Genomic DNA, 15257 nt, shown 5'->3' with positions numbered 1-15257 from the left:
GGCGGGCGGTCGGCTCTCGGGTGCTCGACGTCGGGCGGTCAGCGCCGGGGCTGGCTCGAGGCCGGGCGCGGCGGGGTGCGGCGGACGAACTCCATCCGGATCTCCGGCACGATCTTCCGGTCGAGCACGACCGTCATGTAGCGGCCGTCGACGCGGGCGCCGATCGCGACCACGTCCGGGTCGGTGTCCACCCGGTAGCCGCGCAGCGCCTCCCCGTCGACGATCACCGGCACGCCGCGCACGACGTCCTCGTCGCGGAGAGCGGCCGCGACCACCGGCATCCCGCCGCGGCGGCTGCGCACACGGCCCGGGAAGGTGTTGCGGAGCACGTCGCCCATGTGGGCCGCGAGGCGGGACTCCAGAGGCCGGCTGCGCTCGGCGGGGATCGGCACGGAGGTGCGCACCGCCTCCCAGAGGACCGGGTACCGCATCCGCGTCACCTGGTCGACCATCCACGGCGGAAGGTGGTCGTTCTCGGCCCGCTCGATCGCGCGCTTCTGCTCGGGGGTCAGCGGGACGTGGTTGACGGGGTCGGCGCGGTTGCGCGGGTTCTTGTAGAACGAGTACGAGAGCGAGATCTCGACGAAGCGGCCGAGCGCCATCGTCTGCGCGGCGGCGAACTCCTCCAGCCGCGGCTGGGGCGCGAACGCGAGGACGGGATCGCCGAAGCGTGCCGCGATCTCGTCCACCCCGGGAGGGGCGGGCATGTCGCGGACAGCTCCCGAGGTGTCCATGCGCATAGGTCAAGAGTGGCCTGCCTCCCAGCCGATACCAACTTCTTGACGGAGATCGGCTTTCGGGTCGTCGTCCGTTCACCTGCCCGAAACAAACGGGGGGCAGGAGGGGCGTCGCGGAGGGCGCCTCCCGGGCTCCTCCGGGCGGCGGGCTGCGAAGATGGAGGGATGAGCGCTCTGCACGATCCCGACGTCCGCGGCTTCGCCTCCGACAACTACTCCGGAGTGCACGACGAGGTCCTCGCCGCGATCGCCGCGGCCAACGGAGCGCACCAGATCGCCTACGGCGAGGACGTCTACACCGAGCGCCTGCAGGAGGCGTTCCGGCACGAGTTCGGCGAGCAGGCGCGGGCCTTCCCCGTCTTCAACGGCACGGGCGCCAACGTCACCGGCCTGCAGTCGATGCTGCCGCGCTGGGGCGCCGTCGTGTCGGCGGGCACCGCGCACATCACCTCCGACGAGGGCGGAGCACCCGAGAAGGTCGGCGGGATCAAGATCCTCACGGTCCCCACGCCCGACGGCAAGCTGACGCCGGCCCTGGTCGACCAGGAGGCGTGGGGCTTCGGCGACGAGCACCGCGCCCAGCCGCTCGTGGTCTCGATCACCCAGTCCTCCGAGCTCGGCACCGTCTACACCCCCGAGGAGGTGCGCGCGCTCGCCGACCACGCGCACGGCCTCGGCATGCGGCTGCACATGGACGGGGCGCGCATCGCGAACGCCGCGGCCGCCCTCGGCCTGCCCCTGCGGTCCTTCACGACCGACGCGGGCGTCGACGTGCTCTCGTTCGGCGGCACCAAGAACGGCATCCTGCTCGGCGAGGCGATCGTCGTGCTCGACCCGGCGGCCTCGACCGGGCTGACCTTCCTCCGCAAGACCAACATGCAGCTGTCCTCCAAGATGCGCTTCATCTCGGCGCAGCTGCTCGCCCTGCTCGGCGACGGCGGCGAGGAGGAGCCCCTGTGGCTCCGCTCGGCCCGGCACGCGAACGCCATGGCGGCGCGCCTGCGCTCGGGGCTCGAGGAGGCGATCGCCGCCGGCCGGATCACCGGGCTCGAGTTCACGCAGCAGACCCAGGCCAACGCGGTCTTCGCGACGCTGCCGCCCGGAGTCGCGGACCGGCTCCGCACCGCCTACCGCTTCTACGACTGGAACCCGGCGACCGGCGAGGTCCGCTGGGTCTGCTCCTTCGACACGACGGAGGACGACATCGACGCGTTCACGGCCGCGATCGAGCGCGAGCTGGCCGCGTGAGGGCCCGCCTCCCGCGCCTGGCGACGGTCGGCGCCGCGCTCGCCGTTCTCGTCGCGCTGACGGGCTGCACGTCGGCCGAGCGCTCGGACGTCGCGGCCACCCCGTCGGCGTCCGAGACCGCCGCTCCGACTCCCTCCGCGACTCCGACGCCCTCGCCCACGGCCTCGACCCGCCTGGGCTGCGACTCCCTCCTCCCCGCCACACGGGCGGCCTCGGCGCTGGGGGTCTCCCGCAGCGCTCTCGAGGGCAGCCGCGAGGTGACGACGCGCTCCTCGGGCGAGCTGATCCGCGAGGCCGCGGAGGAGAACGGCGGAGTGCTCCGCTGCGCCTGGTACGACGAGGACGCCTCGATCACCGCGGCGGCGGTCGACGACGCCGCTGAGGCGTTCGCCGGCCGTCCGGGCCCGCGCCTCGAGACCGGCGTCGAGGCCTACGGCTCCTGCACCGACGGCAGCTGCGACCTGGACCTGCTCGCCGGCGCCACCTGGGTGACGCTGCAGCTGCGCGGCGCCCCGGCCGCGGTCGACCTCGCCGCGCTGGCGACCGGCACCGCCTCCGCCGCGCTCGGCAGCCTCGACGAGCCGGTCACCGCGACGGCGCCCGTCTGCACCGAGGTCCTGACGGCCGAGCAGCTGTCCGGTGCCGCCGGTCTCGCGCAGGCGACCGCGGGGACGGGGACCGGGACGCCGACCACCGCGTCGGCCGCTGCCGCCGCCCGGGCCGGGTACGCCTCCTGCAGCTGGAGCGACGCCTCCAGCGCCGCCTACTCGGGCGTGACGGTCGACGCGCTCCCGAACGGCGACGACGGCTGGCGGAACCTCTCGCTGACCTCGGGCCTGGCGATCCCGCTCGAGCCGCTCGACGGCTTCGGCGAGAAGGCCCTCACCGGCTGCGCGGCGGGCGTCTGCGAGATCGACGCGCTGGCCGACGACGTGTGGTGGCGCGTGACCGTCACCGGCGACGCGGCGAAGGCCGAGGCCGTCGCCCGCGCCGTGCTCGCGAACGCCTGACCCGGGCGCCCCGCTCCTCCTCCGCGAGCGGGTCAGCGCCAGTACTCGTACCAGGACGACTCGCGGCAGCCGAGGGACGCGTAGAGGCGGCGGGCGCCGGCGTTCTCGGCGAGCACCTGGAGCCAGAAGCGCGCGACGCCCCGGCCGGACGCGTCCTCGAGGAGGGCGCGGATCACGGCGGAGGCGAGCCCGCGGCGCCGGGCGTCCGGGCGGGTCGCCAGGGCGAAGAGGCCGCCCCAGAGCTCGCCGTCCGGCGCCGTGACGAGCGCGAGGCGGCCGGTCGCGGCCGGGCCGTCCCCGTCGACGGCGAGAGCGTAGGAGGAGGGGCAGCCCGCGAGGATGCGCTCGGCGACCGCACGCTCCTCCGCGCCACCGCGACCGTCCACCGACCACCAGAGGGCGAGCCAGTCCTCGTCGGGAGCCGGGGCGAGGCGGACGCGAGGCTGCGGCGCGGGCCTCGGCGGCACTGGCCTCGACGGCGCGGACCCCGACGTCGTGGACAGGGCGGCGAGCGCCTCCTGCACCGAACCCGTCAGCACGAGCGTCCGGTCGATCGGCGCGGCGCCGCGCTCGGCGAGCAGCCCGGTCAGACCGGCGGGGCTCGGCGGCCCGATCTGCACGAGGGGCGCGATCCCGTGCTCGCGGGCGAACGCCTCCGCCGTGTCGAGGGCCGCCTCCTGGTCGACGACGTCGCCGGACGCGAGCACCGAGTTCGCGCGCTTGGTGACTCCTGCGGAGGCGCGCAGCTCCCATGGGCCGAGGGGGCGCCGCACGAGCGCGGGCCAGGCGTCGGCGGCGAGGCGGTCGAGCAGGCGCGGATCCATCGGGCCACGGTAGCGGGAGCGGCGCCGGAGCCCCGCGGACGCCCCGGAGACGGCTCCGGCCCGCAGGATCCGCCGCGGACGAGCCGAGCGGGATCCTGCGGGCCGGAGGCCGTGGAGGGACGAGCCCTACATGTTGATCATGTGCCCCTTGAGGCCGTGGAAGCCCTCCTGCAGCGCCTCCGACAGCGTCGGGTGGGTGTGCACGTTGCGGGCCAGCTCGGTCGCCGTGAGGTCCCACTTCTGGGCGAGCGTGAGCTCGGGGAGCAGCTCCGAGACGTCCGGGCCGATCATGTGGGCGCCGAGGAGCTCGCCGTACTTCTTGCTCGCGATGAGCTTCACGAAGCCGGTGGGCTCGCCGAGGCCGTGGGCCTTGCCGTTCGCCATGAAGGGGAAGGTCGAGACGGTGATCTCGTGTCCCTCGTCCGTCGCCTGCTTCTCGGTGAGGCCGAAGGAGGCGATCTGCGGCTGGCAGAACGTCGCGCGCGGCATCATCCGGTAGTCGCCCAGGGTCTGGGTCTCGGCACCGGCGAGGGTCTCGGCGGCGACGACGCCCTGCGCCTCCGCGACGTGCGCGAGCTGCAGCTTCGCGGTGACGTCGCCGATGGCGTAGATGTGCGGCACGTTGGTGCGCATGTGGTCGTCGATCGCGATCGCGCCGCGCTCGGTGAGCTCGACGCCCGTCTTCTCGAGGCCAAAGCCCTCGGTGCGGGGGACCCAGCCGATCGACATGAGCACCTTGTCGACCTCGAGGGTCGACTGCGTGCCGTCCTTCGCGGTGTAGGTGACCGTGACGTAGCCGTCCTTGTCGACGACCGACTCGACCTTGGTCGAGGTCAGGATCTCGACGCCGAGCTTCTTGTACTGCTTCTGGATCTCCTTGGAGACGTCCGGGTCCTCGTTGGGGAGGGCGCGGTCCATGAACTCGATGATCGTCACGTCGACGCCGTAGTTCTTGAGGACGTAGGCGAACTCCATGCCGATCGCGCCCGCGCCCACGATGGCCATCGTGTCGGGGAGCTCGCGGGTCATGATCTGGGTCTCGTAGGTGACGACGTTCTCGGAGAGCTCGACGCCGGGGAGGAGGCGGACGCTCGCGCCGGTCGCGATGATCGCGTCGTCGAAGGTCAGCGACTCCGTGCCGCCCTTGCTCAGCTGCACGTCGAGGCCCTGCGGGCCGGTGAAGGAGCCGACGCCGTCGAACTCGGCGATCTTGTTCTTCTTCATCAGGAAGTGGACGCCCTTGGTGCGGCCGTCCGCGACCGAGCGGCTGCGGTCGAACGCCGCGCCGAAGTCGAACGAGACGTCGCCCGAGATGCCGAACTGCTTCGCCTGGGTGTGGAAGAGGTGGGCGAGCTCCGCGTTGCGCAGCAGCGCCTTGGACGGGATGCAGCCGACGTTGAGGCAGACACCGCCCCAGTACTGCTTCTCGACGACGGCGACGGACTTGCCGAGCTGGGCGGCGCGGATCGCGGCCACGTATCCGCCGGGGCCTGCCCCCAGGACGACGACGTCGAAGTGCTGGGCCATGGATGATCCTCCAGAGTCGTGGATGGTGGTGCGCGGGGTGACCACGCCGTCTCCCACCGTACCGTTCCGGGGCTCGGAGGCGGCCCGCTCCTCCGTGGGCGAACGCGCGCGCGGGCGCCTGCCGTGCACGCGCGGGAATGCCCGCGGGGCGGGGGCGGTTGGGCTCCACGGGCGACGGAGCCCCTCCCCCAGTCCCCCGCACGGAAGAAGCCCCGCGATGTCCGCCACCGCCTCCCGCACCGCCAGCACCAGCGCCCCGATCCTCGACGTCCTCGCGGAGCGCTGGAGCCCCCGCTCCTACGACGCGACCGCGACCGTCTCCGACGAGACCCTCGCGTCCCTCCTCGAGGCCGCGCGCTGGTCCCCGTCCGCCAGCAACTCGCAGCCGTGGCGCTTCATCGTCGCCCGCCGCGGAACCGACGGGTTCGACCGCATCGTCGCGACGCTCGCCGGCTTCAACGGCGCCTGGGCCGGCTCCGCCGCCGTCCTGGTCGTCGCGCTCGCCGAGACCGTCGACTCCGAGGGGAAGCCGCGCCCCTGGGCCGTCTACGACCTCGGCCAGTCGATCGCCCACCTCAGCGTCCAGGCGCACCACGAGGGCCTGCACGTGCACCAGATGGCCGGCTTCGACAAGGACGCCGTCCGCGCCGCGTTCGGCGTCGACGAGCGCTTCGACCCGGTGACGATCGCCGCGGTGGGAGTCGCGGCCGACGCCGACGCGCTGGCGAACGAGACCCTCCGCGAGCGCGAGACCGCGCCGCGCACCCGCCTGCCCCTCGAGGAGCTCGTGCTCGTCCAGGCGTAGCCCTCCGGCGGAAGGCCTCCCCCGTCCGCGGACCGGGGAGGCCTTCCGCGTCCCACCCCCTGTGTTACTCCCCGTGTCGGTCCCCGCTGTGCCGCCGGGAGCCTCTCCGTACGATCGGACGATCCGCCCGCCCGTCCCGCTGCCCGGAGAGACATGCCCGCCACCCCCGCCGCCCGCACGAGCCTGGCCTTCGACGCCGAGCTCGGCCAGTCGGCGTTCCCCGTGCGCTTCGAGGGGGTCGGCCGCACCTTCGCGCCCGGGGCCCCCGTGCTGACGGACGTGACGCTCGAGGCCGCCGCGGGCGAGGTCATCGCGATCCTCGGCCCGAGCGGCTGCGGCAAGTCGACGCTGCTGCGCATCGCGGCGGGCCTGGACACCGCCTCCGAGGGGTCCGTCCTCATCGACGGCGCCCCCGTCTCCGGCATCGACCCGCGCTGCGCGGTGGCGTTCCAGGAGCCGCGGCTGCTGCCCTGGCGGAGCATCGCCGACAATGTCGCGCTCGGACTGCCGCGCGGCACCCCGCGCCCGGCCGCCCGCGCCGCCGTCGACGAGCTGCTCTCGCTGGTCGGCCTCACCGCGCACGCCCGCTCGCGGCCCCGCGAGGTGTCCGGAGGGATGGCCCAGCGAGCCTCCCTCGCCCGCGCCCTCGCCCGGAACCCCGGCGTGCTCCTCCTGGACGAGCCCTTCGGGGCGCTCGACGCGCTGACCCGCCTGCGGATGCAGGACCTGCTGCTCGACGTGCACGCGGCGGCTCCGGCGACGATCCTGCTCGTCACCCACGACGTCGACGAGGCCCTGCAGCTGGCCGACCGCATCGTGCTCCTCGGGCGCGACGAGCCCGGAGGCGTCTCGCGCATCCAGCGGATCGTCACCGTCCCCGGCGCGCGGCCCCGCGACCGCGGCTCGGCGGAGCTCGCCGAGCACCGGGCCGAGCTCCTCGCGGGGCTGGGCATCGAGCGGCACTGACCCCGGGCGGATCGACCCGCGTCCCTCCACCCGGGCGGCACGGTCCGGGCGGCACGACCTCCCTCCCCAGCCGCCTCCTCCTCCCGCTCTCCACCGCACGAGCACCTCCCCGCACCGCCCCTCCCCTGCAGCGTCCACACTCGCTGTCACCGCATCCCCGAAGCCGAGGCCCCCATGTCGTTCACCAGCTCCCCACTCACCCGCCGCACCGCTCTCGCCGGTCTGCTCACCGCCGCCGCCGTCCCGCTCCTCGCGGGCTGCGTGCAGGGCGAGGGCGGAGGAGGAGCGGCGGCCGCGACCGCCGACGCCGCCTCCGGAGGAACTCAGGGCGGCACGCTCACGCTCGACTTCGCGACGTACAACCCGCTGAGCCTGGTCATCAAGGAGAAGGGCTGGCTCGAGGCCGCCCTCGCCGAGCAGCAGGTCACCGTCGCCTGGGTGCAGTCGGCCGGCTCCAACAAGGCCAACGAGGCCCTGCGCGCCGGAGCGATCGACGTCGGCTCCACCGCCGGCTCCGCCGCGCTGCTCGCCCGCTCGAACGGCTCGCCGATCAGGACGATCGACATCTTCTCGCAGCCGGAGTGGTCGGCCCTCGTCGTCCCCGCCGGCTCGGCGATCACGTCGGTCGAGCAGCTCAAGGGCAAGCAGATCGCGGCCACCAAGGGCACCGACCCCTACTTCTTCCTGGTGCAGGCGCTCGAGGCCGCCGGGCTGGGCATCGGCGACGTGACGGTGCAGAACCTGCAGCACGCCGACGGCTGGGCGGCGCTGCAGAACGGCTCCGTCGACGCCTGGGCGGGCCTGGACCCGATCATGGCCGGCGCCGAGGCGGCCGGGGCGACCCTGCTCTACCGCAACGTCGACTTCAACTCCTACGGTCTGCTCAACGCGACCGAGAGCTTCCTCGCCGAGAAGCCGGACCTCGCGCAGACCGTCGTGAACGCGTACGAGCACGCCCGCGCCTGGGCGCTCGAGAACCAGGACGAGACGGCGAGCATCCTCGCCTCCGTCGCCGGCCTCGACGTGGCGGTGGCGACGACGGTCATCACCGAGCGCAGCAACCTCGACGTCGACAACGTCCCAGGCTCCGCGCAGACCGACGTGCTCGCCGTGATCGGCCCGATCTTCGTCGAGAACGGCGACGTCGCCTCGCAGCAGCAGGTCGACGACGCGCTCGACTCGCTGCTCGACGACACCTACGCCTCGGCGGCCGACCCGAGCGCCATCGGCGCCTGAGGGTCCCGCCCTCCGCCCCCGACCCCGTGATCCGAGGAGACCGACGATGACGATCCGCGACGACGACACCGCGACCGACGCCGATGTGCTGCGCCGGAGCGCGCTGTCCGCGCCGATGCCGGGTGAGCCCGGACTCGTGACGGCGGGCCCGTCGGTCGCGGCCTCCCAGCGCCGCCTCCGCGAGGACCGCTCCCACCCGCTCACCACGCGACGGTGGTTCGTGGTCGCGGGAGGCGCGATCCTGCCCGTGCTGCTGCTCGCCGCCTGGCAGATCGCGACGACGACCGGGATGGTCTCGGTGGCGGTCTTCCCCTCGCCCGCGATGGTCTGGGCGGCCGGCGTCGACCTCGCCCAGCGCGGCGACCTCGGCCAGGACGTCGCCATCTCGACGCAGCGCGTGCTCATCGGGTTCGCGCTCGGCTCGGCGCTCGGGCTCGTGGTCGGCGCGCTCTTCGGGCTCTCCCGCGTCTGGGAGGTCGTCCTCGGGCCGACGCTCGGCGCGATCCGGGCGGTCCCGTCGCTGGCCTGGGTCCCGCTGCTGCTGCTCTGGATGGGCATCGGCGAGGAGTCGAAGATCACGCTGATCACGATCGGCGCGTTCTTCCCCGTCTTCACCACGGTGGCCACGGCGCTCGGCCACGTCGACCGGCACCTCGTCGAGGCCGGCCGCGCCTTCGGCCTCTCGGGCGTCCGGCTCTTCACGACGGTGCAGCTGCCCGCGGTGATCCCGTCCGTGATCTCCGGGCTGCGCCTCGCGCTCGCCCAGTCGTGGCTGTTCCTGGTCGCCTCCGAGCTCATCGCCTCCTCGATGGGCCTCGGCTTCCGCCTCATCGACAGCCAGAACAACGGCCGGATCGACCGGGTGTTCCTGGCGATCGTCCTGCTGGCCGTGCTGGGCAAGCTCACCGATGCCGTCGTCGGCGTGTTCCAGCGCTACGCCGTGAGGAAGTGGGCGTGAGCGCCGGGGAGGGAGCTCCGAGCGTGAGCGGGACGATCGCCAACCTGCTCGACGAGCACCGCCGGTTCCCCCCGCCCGCGGCCTTCGCCGCGCAGGCGAACGCGGGCGCGGAGGAGTACTCGCGAGCCGCCGCCGATCCGGTCGCGTTCTGGGAGGAGGCGGCCCGCCGCCTCGAGTGGGCGGAGCCGTGGCACACCGCCCACAGCTGGGAGCCTGCCGCTCCGCTGCCCGACGGCTCGCTCTCGGTGCCGCGCACGACCTGGTTCGAGGGCGGGCGGCTGAACGTGGCCGTCAACTGCGTCGACCGCCACGTGGACGCGGGACGCGGCGGGAAGACCGCCCTCCACTTCGAGGGCGAGCGCGGCGACCGGCGGTCGATCACCTACGCCGAGCTCCAGCGCGAGGTCTCCCGCGCCGCGAACGCGCTGACCGCGCTCGGGATCGGGAAGGGCGACCGCGTCGTCGTCTATCTCCCGGTGATCCCCGAGACCATCGTCATCACGCTCGCGATCGCGCGGATCGGCGCGATCCACTCGCTCGTCTTCGGCGGCTTCTCTGCCGAGGCGGTGCGGTTCCGTGTGGAGGACACCGGCGCGAAGCTCCTGGTCACCACGGACGGGCAGTTCCGGCGCGGAGCGGCGGTGCCGGTCAAGGCGAGCGCCGACCGGGCGGTCGAGGGCGTCGCGTCGATCGAGCACGTCCTCGTCGTCCGCCGCACCGGTGAGACCGACGTCCCGTGGACCCCGGGCCGCGACGTCTGGTGGCACGAGCTGGTCGATGCGCAGAGCGACGTCCACGAGGCCGAGGCCTTCGACTCCGAGACGCCGCTGTTCATCATCTACACCTCCGGCACGACCGGGAAGCCCAAGGGGCTGGTGCACACCAGCGGCGGCTACCTCACGCAGGCCTCCTGGACGCACTGGGCCGTGTTCGACGCGAAGCCGGACGACGTGCACTGGTGCACCGCCGACCTCGCCTGGGTCACCGCGCACACCTACGAGATCTACGGACCGCTCTCGAACGGGCTCACCCAGGTGATCTACGAGGGCACCCCGAGCACCCCGCACACGGCCCGGCACTTCGAGATCATCGAGCGGTACGGGGTGACCGTCTACTACACGGCGCCGACGCTGATCCGGACCCTGATGACCTGGTTCCCCGAGGGCGTGCCCGCCCGGTACGACCTGTCGAGCCTGCGCCTGCTCGGCACCGTCGGCGAGTCCATCAACCCCGAGGCCTGGGTCTGGTTCCACGAGGCGATCGGCGGCGGAGGCTGCCCGATCGTCGACACCTGGTGGCAGTCCGAGACCGGCGCCGCGGTGATGTGCCCGCTGCCGGGCGTCTCGACCCTCAAGCCGGGCTCGTCTCTCGGAGCCCTGCCCGGGCTCGGCGTCCTCGTGGTGGACGAGCACGGCGAGCGGGTGCCGAACGGCTCCGGCGGCTACCTCGTGGTCGACCGGACCGGGCCGGCGCTCGCCCGCACCGTGTGGGGCGACCCGGAGCGGTACCGCGACTCCTACTGGGCCCGCTACGCGTCCCAGGGGTGGTTCTTCTCCGGGGACGGCGCGAAGTACGACGCCGACGGCGACGTCTGGGTGCTGGGCCGCGTCGACGACGTCATCAACGTCTCCGGGCACCGCCTGTCCACGATCGAGATCGAGTCGGCACTCGTCGCCCATCCGGCCGTCGGCGAGGCCGGAGTCGTCGGAGTCGCCGACGCGACGACCGGCCAGGCGATCGCGGCGTTCGTCATCCCCTCCGACGAGGCCGTCGACCGCGCCGAGGAGGACCCGGCCTACTGGGCCGCGCTCGGCACGACGCTCTCGGTGCTCCTGCGCGACCACGTGGCGGTCGCGATCGGTCCGATCGCCAAGCCGCGCGACGTGGTGGTGGTGCCGGATCTGCCCAAGACCCGCTCCGGCAAGATCATGCGGCGGCTGCTCGGCGACATCCGCGACGGCCGCCCGCTCGGAGACGTGACGAGCCTGCAGGACGACACCGTCCCGGCGCGCATCGCCCGCATCGTCGCCGAGCGCGGGTAGGCGCCGCGCCGAGCGGACGCGGCGGGCGGCCCCTGTTTCGGGGAGGCGTCGGGAGCCTGCGCGTCCGCGGCGAGGAGGGGCCGCCGGGGAGCATCCGGAGTAGCGTGAAGCCGTGCGCGACGTCCAACAGCAGATCATCTCCGAGCTCCACGTCTCCCCCGCCGTCGATCCGGCCGTCGAGGTCGAACGGCGCAGCGGCTTCCTCGCCGACTACCTCCGCAGCACCGGCGCGAAGGGCCTCGTCCTCGGCATCAGCGGCGGCCAGGACTCGAGCCTCGCCGGGCGCCTCTGCCAGCTCGCGGTCGAGCAGGTCCGCGCGAGCGGCGGCGACGCCTCCTTCATCGCGGTCCGCCTGCCGTACAAGGTGCAGGCCGACGAGGAGGACGCCCAGCTCGCCCTCACGTTCATCCGCCCGGACCGCCAGGTCGTCTTCGACATCCACCAGGGCGTCGACGGCGTGGCCGCGGCGTTCGGCGACGCGGTCGACGAGCCGATCAGCGACTTCGTGAAGGGCAACGTGAAGGCGCGGATGCGGATGATCGCGCAGTACGCGATCGCCGGCCAGGCCGGGATGCTCGTCGTCGGGACCGACCACGCGGCCGAGGCGGTCACCGGCTTCTTCACGAAGTACGGCGACGGCGGCGCCGACGTCCTCCCGCTCACCGGCCTCACCAAGCGGCAGGGGCGCTCGCTCCTCGAGCACCTGGACGCACCGGCCCGGCTCTACGAGAAGGCGCCGACGGCGGACCTGCTCGACGACAACCCCGGCCAGACCGACGAGACGAACCTCGGGCTCACCTACGCCGACCTCGACACGTACCTCGAGGGCGGCGAGGTCGACCAGGCCGTCGCCGAGGCCATCGAGGCGCGGTACGCCGCGACCGAGCACAAGCGCCAGGTGCCGCTGTCGATGTTCGACGACTGGTGGCGCTGAGCCGCCGCTGACCGCTTCCAGCGGCCGGCAGCTCAGGACCGCACGGGGCCCCGCTGAGGCGGGGCTCCCGTGCGTCCGGCGCGGAACCGATGCGAGGACCGGACCCGCCGCGAGGTCAGGAGTCGGCGCGGGCGTTGTAGACGAGCACCTCGCCGGAGTCGACGGAGGCGCGGTAGGCGCGGAACACGTCGAGGGCCTCGTCGCGGAGCACGCCGTCGACGACCTCGATGCCGCGGGCCTCGAACTGCGCGGCCCAGTCCTCGCGCATCGGCCCCTCGTCGAAGGTGCTGATCTCCTCGAGCTCGGGGCCGGAGCCCGCGACGACCAGGCGGCGCACCCCCGACCACATCGTCGCTCCGTAGCACTGCACGCACGGGCGCCAGTTGACGACCAGGTCGTGCGCGGGGAGGCCCTCGCCGCCGAGGTCCCAGGTGCCGAGCGCGGTCTGCGCGAGACCGAGCGCCGTCACCTCGGCGTGGCCGGACGAGACCCCGCTGCCGAGGACGACGTTCACTCCGACCGAGACGAGACGACCGGAGTCGCGCTCGACGACGATCGCCGCGAACGGGCCGCCGTTCCCCTCGCGGAAGTTGCGGTCGGCGAGCGCGTGCACGAGGGCCATCCGGTCCTCGAGGCTCGGGAGGACCTCGGGGACGTCGCGGAGGGCGTCACCGATCCAGGCGGGCAGGGCGATCTCGTAGCGGGTGGCGAGGCGGTCGATGTCCATGGGTCCTCCGGGAGACGGGGCGGGGCGGCGGGCGGAGAGGGATGCGCGGCAGGCACGGCACAAATGACGCGCGGGCGGCGGCCGTCGCCCCTCAGCCTCGCAGTGCCGAGCGCCGGAGACGGAATCGGCCCGGCGCGTCGACGCGGAGGTCAGGCGAGGAGGGCCTCGCCGAGCGCCGCGGCCTGCGCCGCCCAGAAGCGCTTCGCCACGCCGGTCCGGCGGAACAGGGCGTCGAAGCCGTGGAAGGCGCCCTCCACGATCTCGAGCCCGCACGGCACTCCGGCCGCGCGCAGGCGCTCGGCGTAGCGGACGTCCTCGTCGTGGAAGAGGTCGAGGCCGCCGACGCCGATCCAGGCCGGCGGCAGGCCCGTGAGGTCGTCGCGGCGGGCGGGGGCGGCGTAGGCCGTGACGCCGGGGCCGCCGGGCTCGCCGGCGAGGTAGGCGGTCCAGCCGAAGCGGTTGCTGCCCGGGGTCCAGACGCGGACTCCGCGCGGAGGAGGACCGGGCCGGGTGACGGTGCGGTCGTCGAGCATCGGGTAGACGAGCAGCTGGAACGCGGGCTGCGCTCCTCCGCGGTCGTGGGCGAGGAGGGTCGCACCCGCGGCGATGCCGCCGCCCGCGCTCGCGCCTCCGACGGCGATGCGCGCCGGGTCGACGCCGCGCTCCTGCGCGTGCTCGACGAGCCAGTCGAACGCGGCCAGCACGTCCTCGACGGCAGCCGGGGCCGGATGCGCGGGCGCGAGGCGGTAGTCGACGGAGACGACCGTGATGCCCAGGGTGCGGGCGAAGTCGATGCAGGACGCCTCGTCCTGGAGGTGGCTGCCGAGCACCATGCCGCCGCCGTGCACCCAGAGGAGCGCGGGAGCGGTACCGCGGAGGATGCGCGGCCGGTAGCTGCGGGCCCGGACGGGAGCGGCTCCGGCGGCGGGGATCTCGACGTCGTCGACCACGATGTCGGGCGGGGCCTCGCCTCCCTCGGCGGCGCGTCGCGTGGCGAGGCGCAGCAGTCGCGGGCCGAGGACGATCGGCGGGAGGAAGCGGCCGAGCGCGAGGTCGGGGTGGAAGAGGGGCGCCGTCGCGGCGGTGCGGGCTGACGCGGTCATGCGCGGGAGGCTACTCCTCGCGGCCGTGCCGGCGCCCCTCCGCGGGATTACGGACGCACGAGGGTCTTGATCGCGCGGCGCTCGTCCATGGCGGCGTACGCCTCGGCGATCTCCTCGAGGGGCAGCTCGAGGTCGAAGACCAGACCGGGCTCGATCGCGCCGCTGAGCACGTCCGGCAGCAGCTCGGCCATGTAGCCGCGGACCGGCGCGACTCCGCCGTTGACGCCCACGTTCGAGCCGAACATCTGACGGACGGGCAGCTCGGGGCCTCCGTTGGGGACGCCGACGTAGCCGACCATGCCGCCGGGGCGGGCGGAGTCGAGGGCCTGCTGCATCGACTCCTTGGTGCCGACGCATTCGAGCACGCAGTCGGCGCCGATCCCGCCGGTCAGCTCGCGGACGCGCGCGACGCCCTCGTCGCCGCGGGTCTCGACGATGTGGGTCGCCCCGAAGCGGCGGGCGAGGTTCTGCCGCGACTCGTGCCGCGACATCGCGATGATCGTGGTCGCGCCGAGGCGCTTGGCCGCCAGGACGGCGCAGAGGCCGACCGCGCCGTCGCCGACGACCGCGACGGTCGAGCCCGCGGTGACACCGGCCGAGACCGCGGCGTGGTGGCCGGTCCCCATCACGTCGGCGAGGGTGAGCAGGCTGGGGATGAGCGCCGGATCCGGGTCGATGCCCACGCGGAAGAGCGTGCCGTCGGCGAGGGGCACGCGCACCTTCTCGCCCTGGGCGCCGTCCGCGAAGCCCTCCTCGCGGACCTCGGCGCCCCACCAGCCGCCGGTGAGGCACGAGGTGGAGACGCCGTTGGCGCAGTTCGCGCAGGTGCCGTCGCAGACGTAGAACGGAGCGATCACGAAGTCGCCGACCGCGACGTCGTGCACGTCGTCGCCGATCTCCTCGACGACGCCGACGAACTCGTGGCCGATGCGGTGCGCCTCCTTGGTGGGAGTGACGCCGCGGTAGGGCCAGAGGTCTGAGCCGCAGACGCAGGCCGCGGTGACGCGGACGATCGCGTCGCGCCCCGTCGAGAGCTGCGGGTCGGGGACCTCCTCGAGTCGGATGTCGCGCTCGCCGTGGATGAGTGTTGCTCGCATGGGTGCTCCTGGTCGGGAGGGGGGTGGGGTCGGCGTCCACGGT

General features: G+C 73.9%; 14 protein-coding genes. 8 read left to right on the top strand and 6 right to left on the bottom strand.

The features are described 5' to 3' along the window. Positions 1-38: 38 nt before the first annotated feature. Positions 39-740 carry a hypothetical protein gene (locus GSU40_RS00595; protein WP_146082167.1) on the bottom strand — a complete coding sequence of 234 codons (702 nt, stop codon included), beginning with the start codon at positions 738-740 and terminating at the stop codon, positions 39-41. Positions 741-902: 162 nt separating this feature from the next. Between GSU40_RS00595 and GSU40_RS00590 the strand changes: the two genes are divergently transcribed. Together GSU40_RS00590 and GSU40_RS00585 are read left to right on the top strand one after the other, a co-directional pair. Next, positions 903-1985, top strand: a complete 1083-nt coding sequence (locus GSU40_RS00590; protein ID WP_160033087.1) for a beta-eliminating lyase-related protein — start codon at positions 903-905, stop codon at positions 1983-1985. Next, a complete protein-coding gene (locus GSU40_RS00585) occupies positions 1982-2995 on the top strand; it encodes a hypothetical protein (protein WP_104269038.1) in 1014 nt (337 codons plus the stop codon). The genes GSU40_RS00590 and GSU40_RS00585 overlap by 4 nt, the downstream gene beginning before the upstream one ends. A gap of 32 nt (positions 2996-3027) precedes the next feature. Here GSU40_RS00585 and GSU40_RS00580 read toward each other — a convergent pair whose 3' ends face one another. Beyond that, a complete protein-coding gene (locus GSU40_RS00580) occupies positions 3028-3819 on the bottom strand; it encodes a GNAT family N-acetyltransferase (protein WP_160033085.1) in 792 nt (263 codons plus the stop codon). Positions 3820-3945: 126 nt separating this feature from the next. Beyond that, entirely contained in the window at positions 3946-5346 is a 1401-nt protein-coding gene (gene lpdA, locus GSU40_RS00575) for a dihydrolipoyl dehydrogenase (RefSeq protein ID WP_104222818.1), read from the bottom strand. Positions 5347-5563: 217 nt separating this feature from the next. Between lpdA and GSU40_RS00570 the strand changes: the two genes are divergently transcribed. The 6 genes from GSU40_RS00570 (at position 5564) to nadE (ending at position 12287) form a co-directional block, all read left to right on the top strand. Further along, positions 5564-6151 carry a nitroreductase family protein gene (locus tag GSU40_RS00570; RefSeq protein ID WP_104292823.1) on the top strand — a complete coding sequence of 196 codons (588 nt, stop codon included), beginning with the start codon at positions 5564-5566 and terminating at the stop codon, positions 6149-6151. Positions 6152-6304: 153 nt separating this feature from the next. After that, positions 6305-7117 (top strand): ABC transporter ATP-binding protein, encoded by an 813-nt coding sequence (locus GSU40_RS00565; RefSeq protein ID WP_104239205.1) that lies wholly within the window; start codon positions 6305-6307, stop codon positions 7115-7117. 174 nt (positions 7118-7291) lie between these two features. Further along, on the top strand, positions 7292-8353 hold the full coding sequence (locus GSU40_RS00560; protein ID WP_104250694.1) for an aliphatic sulfonate ABC transporter substrate-binding protein: 1062 nt from the start codon (positions 7292-7294) through the stop codon (positions 8351-8353). A 46-nt stretch (positions 8354-8399) separates the two neighbouring features. Further along, entirely contained in the window at positions 8400-9311 is a 912-nt protein-coding gene (locus GSU40_RS00555) for an ABC transporter permease (protein WP_244229541.1), read from the top strand. A gap of 23 nt (positions 9312-9334) precedes the next feature. Next, entirely contained in the window at positions 9335-11353 is a 2019-nt protein-coding gene (gene acs / locus GSU40_RS00550; RefSeq protein ID WP_160033083.1) for an acetate--CoA ligase, read from the top strand. 112 nt (positions 11354-11465) lie between these two features. Next, entirely contained in the window at positions 11466-12287 is an 822-nt protein-coding gene (gene nadE / locus GSU40_RS00545) for an ammonia-dependent NAD(+) synthetase (RefSeq protein WP_104225736.1), read from the top strand. A gap of 115 nt (positions 12288-12402) precedes the next feature. Here nadE and GSU40_RS00540 read toward each other — a convergent pair whose 3' ends face one another. The 3 genes from GSU40_RS00540 to GSU40_RS00530 form a co-directional block, all read right to left on the bottom strand. Next, positions 12403-13014, bottom strand: a complete 612-nt coding sequence (locus GSU40_RS00540) for a nucleoside deaminase (protein WP_181027247.1) — start codon at positions 13012-13014, stop codon at positions 12403-12405. Between the two features lie 149 nt (positions 13015-13163). Further along, positions 13164-14117, bottom strand: a complete 954-nt coding sequence (locus tag GSU40_RS00535; protein WP_160033081.1) for an alpha/beta hydrolase — start codon at positions 14115-14117, stop codon at positions 13164-13166. A gap of 47 nt (positions 14118-14164) precedes the next feature. Continuing rightward, positions 14165-15214 carry a zinc-dependent alcohol dehydrogenase family protein gene (locus tag GSU40_RS00530; RefSeq protein ID WP_104222823.1) on the bottom strand — a complete coding sequence of 350 codons (1050 nt, stop codon included), beginning with the start codon at positions 15212-15214 and terminating at the stop codon, positions 14165-14167. Positions 15215-15257: the final 43 nt, after the last annotated feature.

It is taken from the genome of Rathayibacter sp. VKM Ac-2805, assembly GCF_009834265.1.
Lineage (GTDB): Bacteria > Actinomycetota > Actinomycetes > Actinomycetales > Microbacteriaceae > Rathayibacter.
Note: the sequence above shows the minus strand (reverse complement) of the source record. Positions and strands in the feature narration are given on the sequence as shown.

What these genes read in the sequence shown, in the direction of transcription:
- GSU40_RS00595 (WP_146082167.1), bottom strand. Translation starts at nt 740, where the DNA reads ATGCGCATGGACACCTCGGGAGCTGTCCGCGACATGCCCGCCCCTCCC.
- GSU40_RS00590 (WP_160033087.1), top strand. Translation starts at nt 903, where the DNA reads ATGAGCGCTCTGCACGATCCCGACGTCCGCGGCTTCGCCTCCGACAAC.
- GSU40_RS00580 (WP_160033085.1), bottom strand. Translation starts at nt 3,819, where the DNA reads ATGGATCCGCGCCTGCTCGACCGCCTCGCCGCCGACGCCTGGCCCGCG.
- lpdA (WP_104222818.1), bottom strand. Translation starts at nt 5,346, where the DNA reads ATGGCCCAGCACTTCGACGTCGTCGTCCTGGGGGCAGGCCCCGGCGGA.
- GSU40_RS00570 (WP_104292823.1), top strand. Translation starts at nt 5,564, where the DNA reads ATGTCCGCCACCGCCTCCCGCACCGCCAGCACCAGCGCCCCGATCCTC.
- GSU40_RS00565 (WP_104239205.1), top strand. Translation starts at nt 6,305, where the DNA reads ATGCCCGCCACCCCCGCCGCCCGCACGAGCCTGGCCTTCGACGCCGAG.
- GSU40_RS00560 (WP_104250694.1), top strand. Translation starts at nt 7,292, where the DNA reads ATGTCGTTCACCAGCTCCCCACTCACCCGCCGCACCGCTCTCGCCGGT.
- GSU40_RS00555 (WP_244229541.1), top strand. Translation starts at nt 8,400, where the DNA reads ATGACGATCCGCGACGACGACACCGCGACCGACGCCGATGTGCTGCGC.
- GSU40_RS00540 (WP_181027247.1), bottom strand. Translation starts at nt 13,014, where the DNA reads ATGGACATCGACCGCCTCGCCACCCGCTACGAGATCGCCCTGCCCGCC.
- GSU40_RS00535 (WP_160033081.1), bottom strand. Translation starts at nt 14,117, where the DNA reads ATGACCGCGTCAGCCCGCACCGCCGCGACGGCGCCCCTCTTCCACCCC.
- GSU40_RS00530 (WP_104222823.1), bottom strand. Translation starts at nt 15,214, where the DNA reads ATGCGAGCAACACTCATCCACGGCGAGCGCGACATCCGACTCGAGGAG.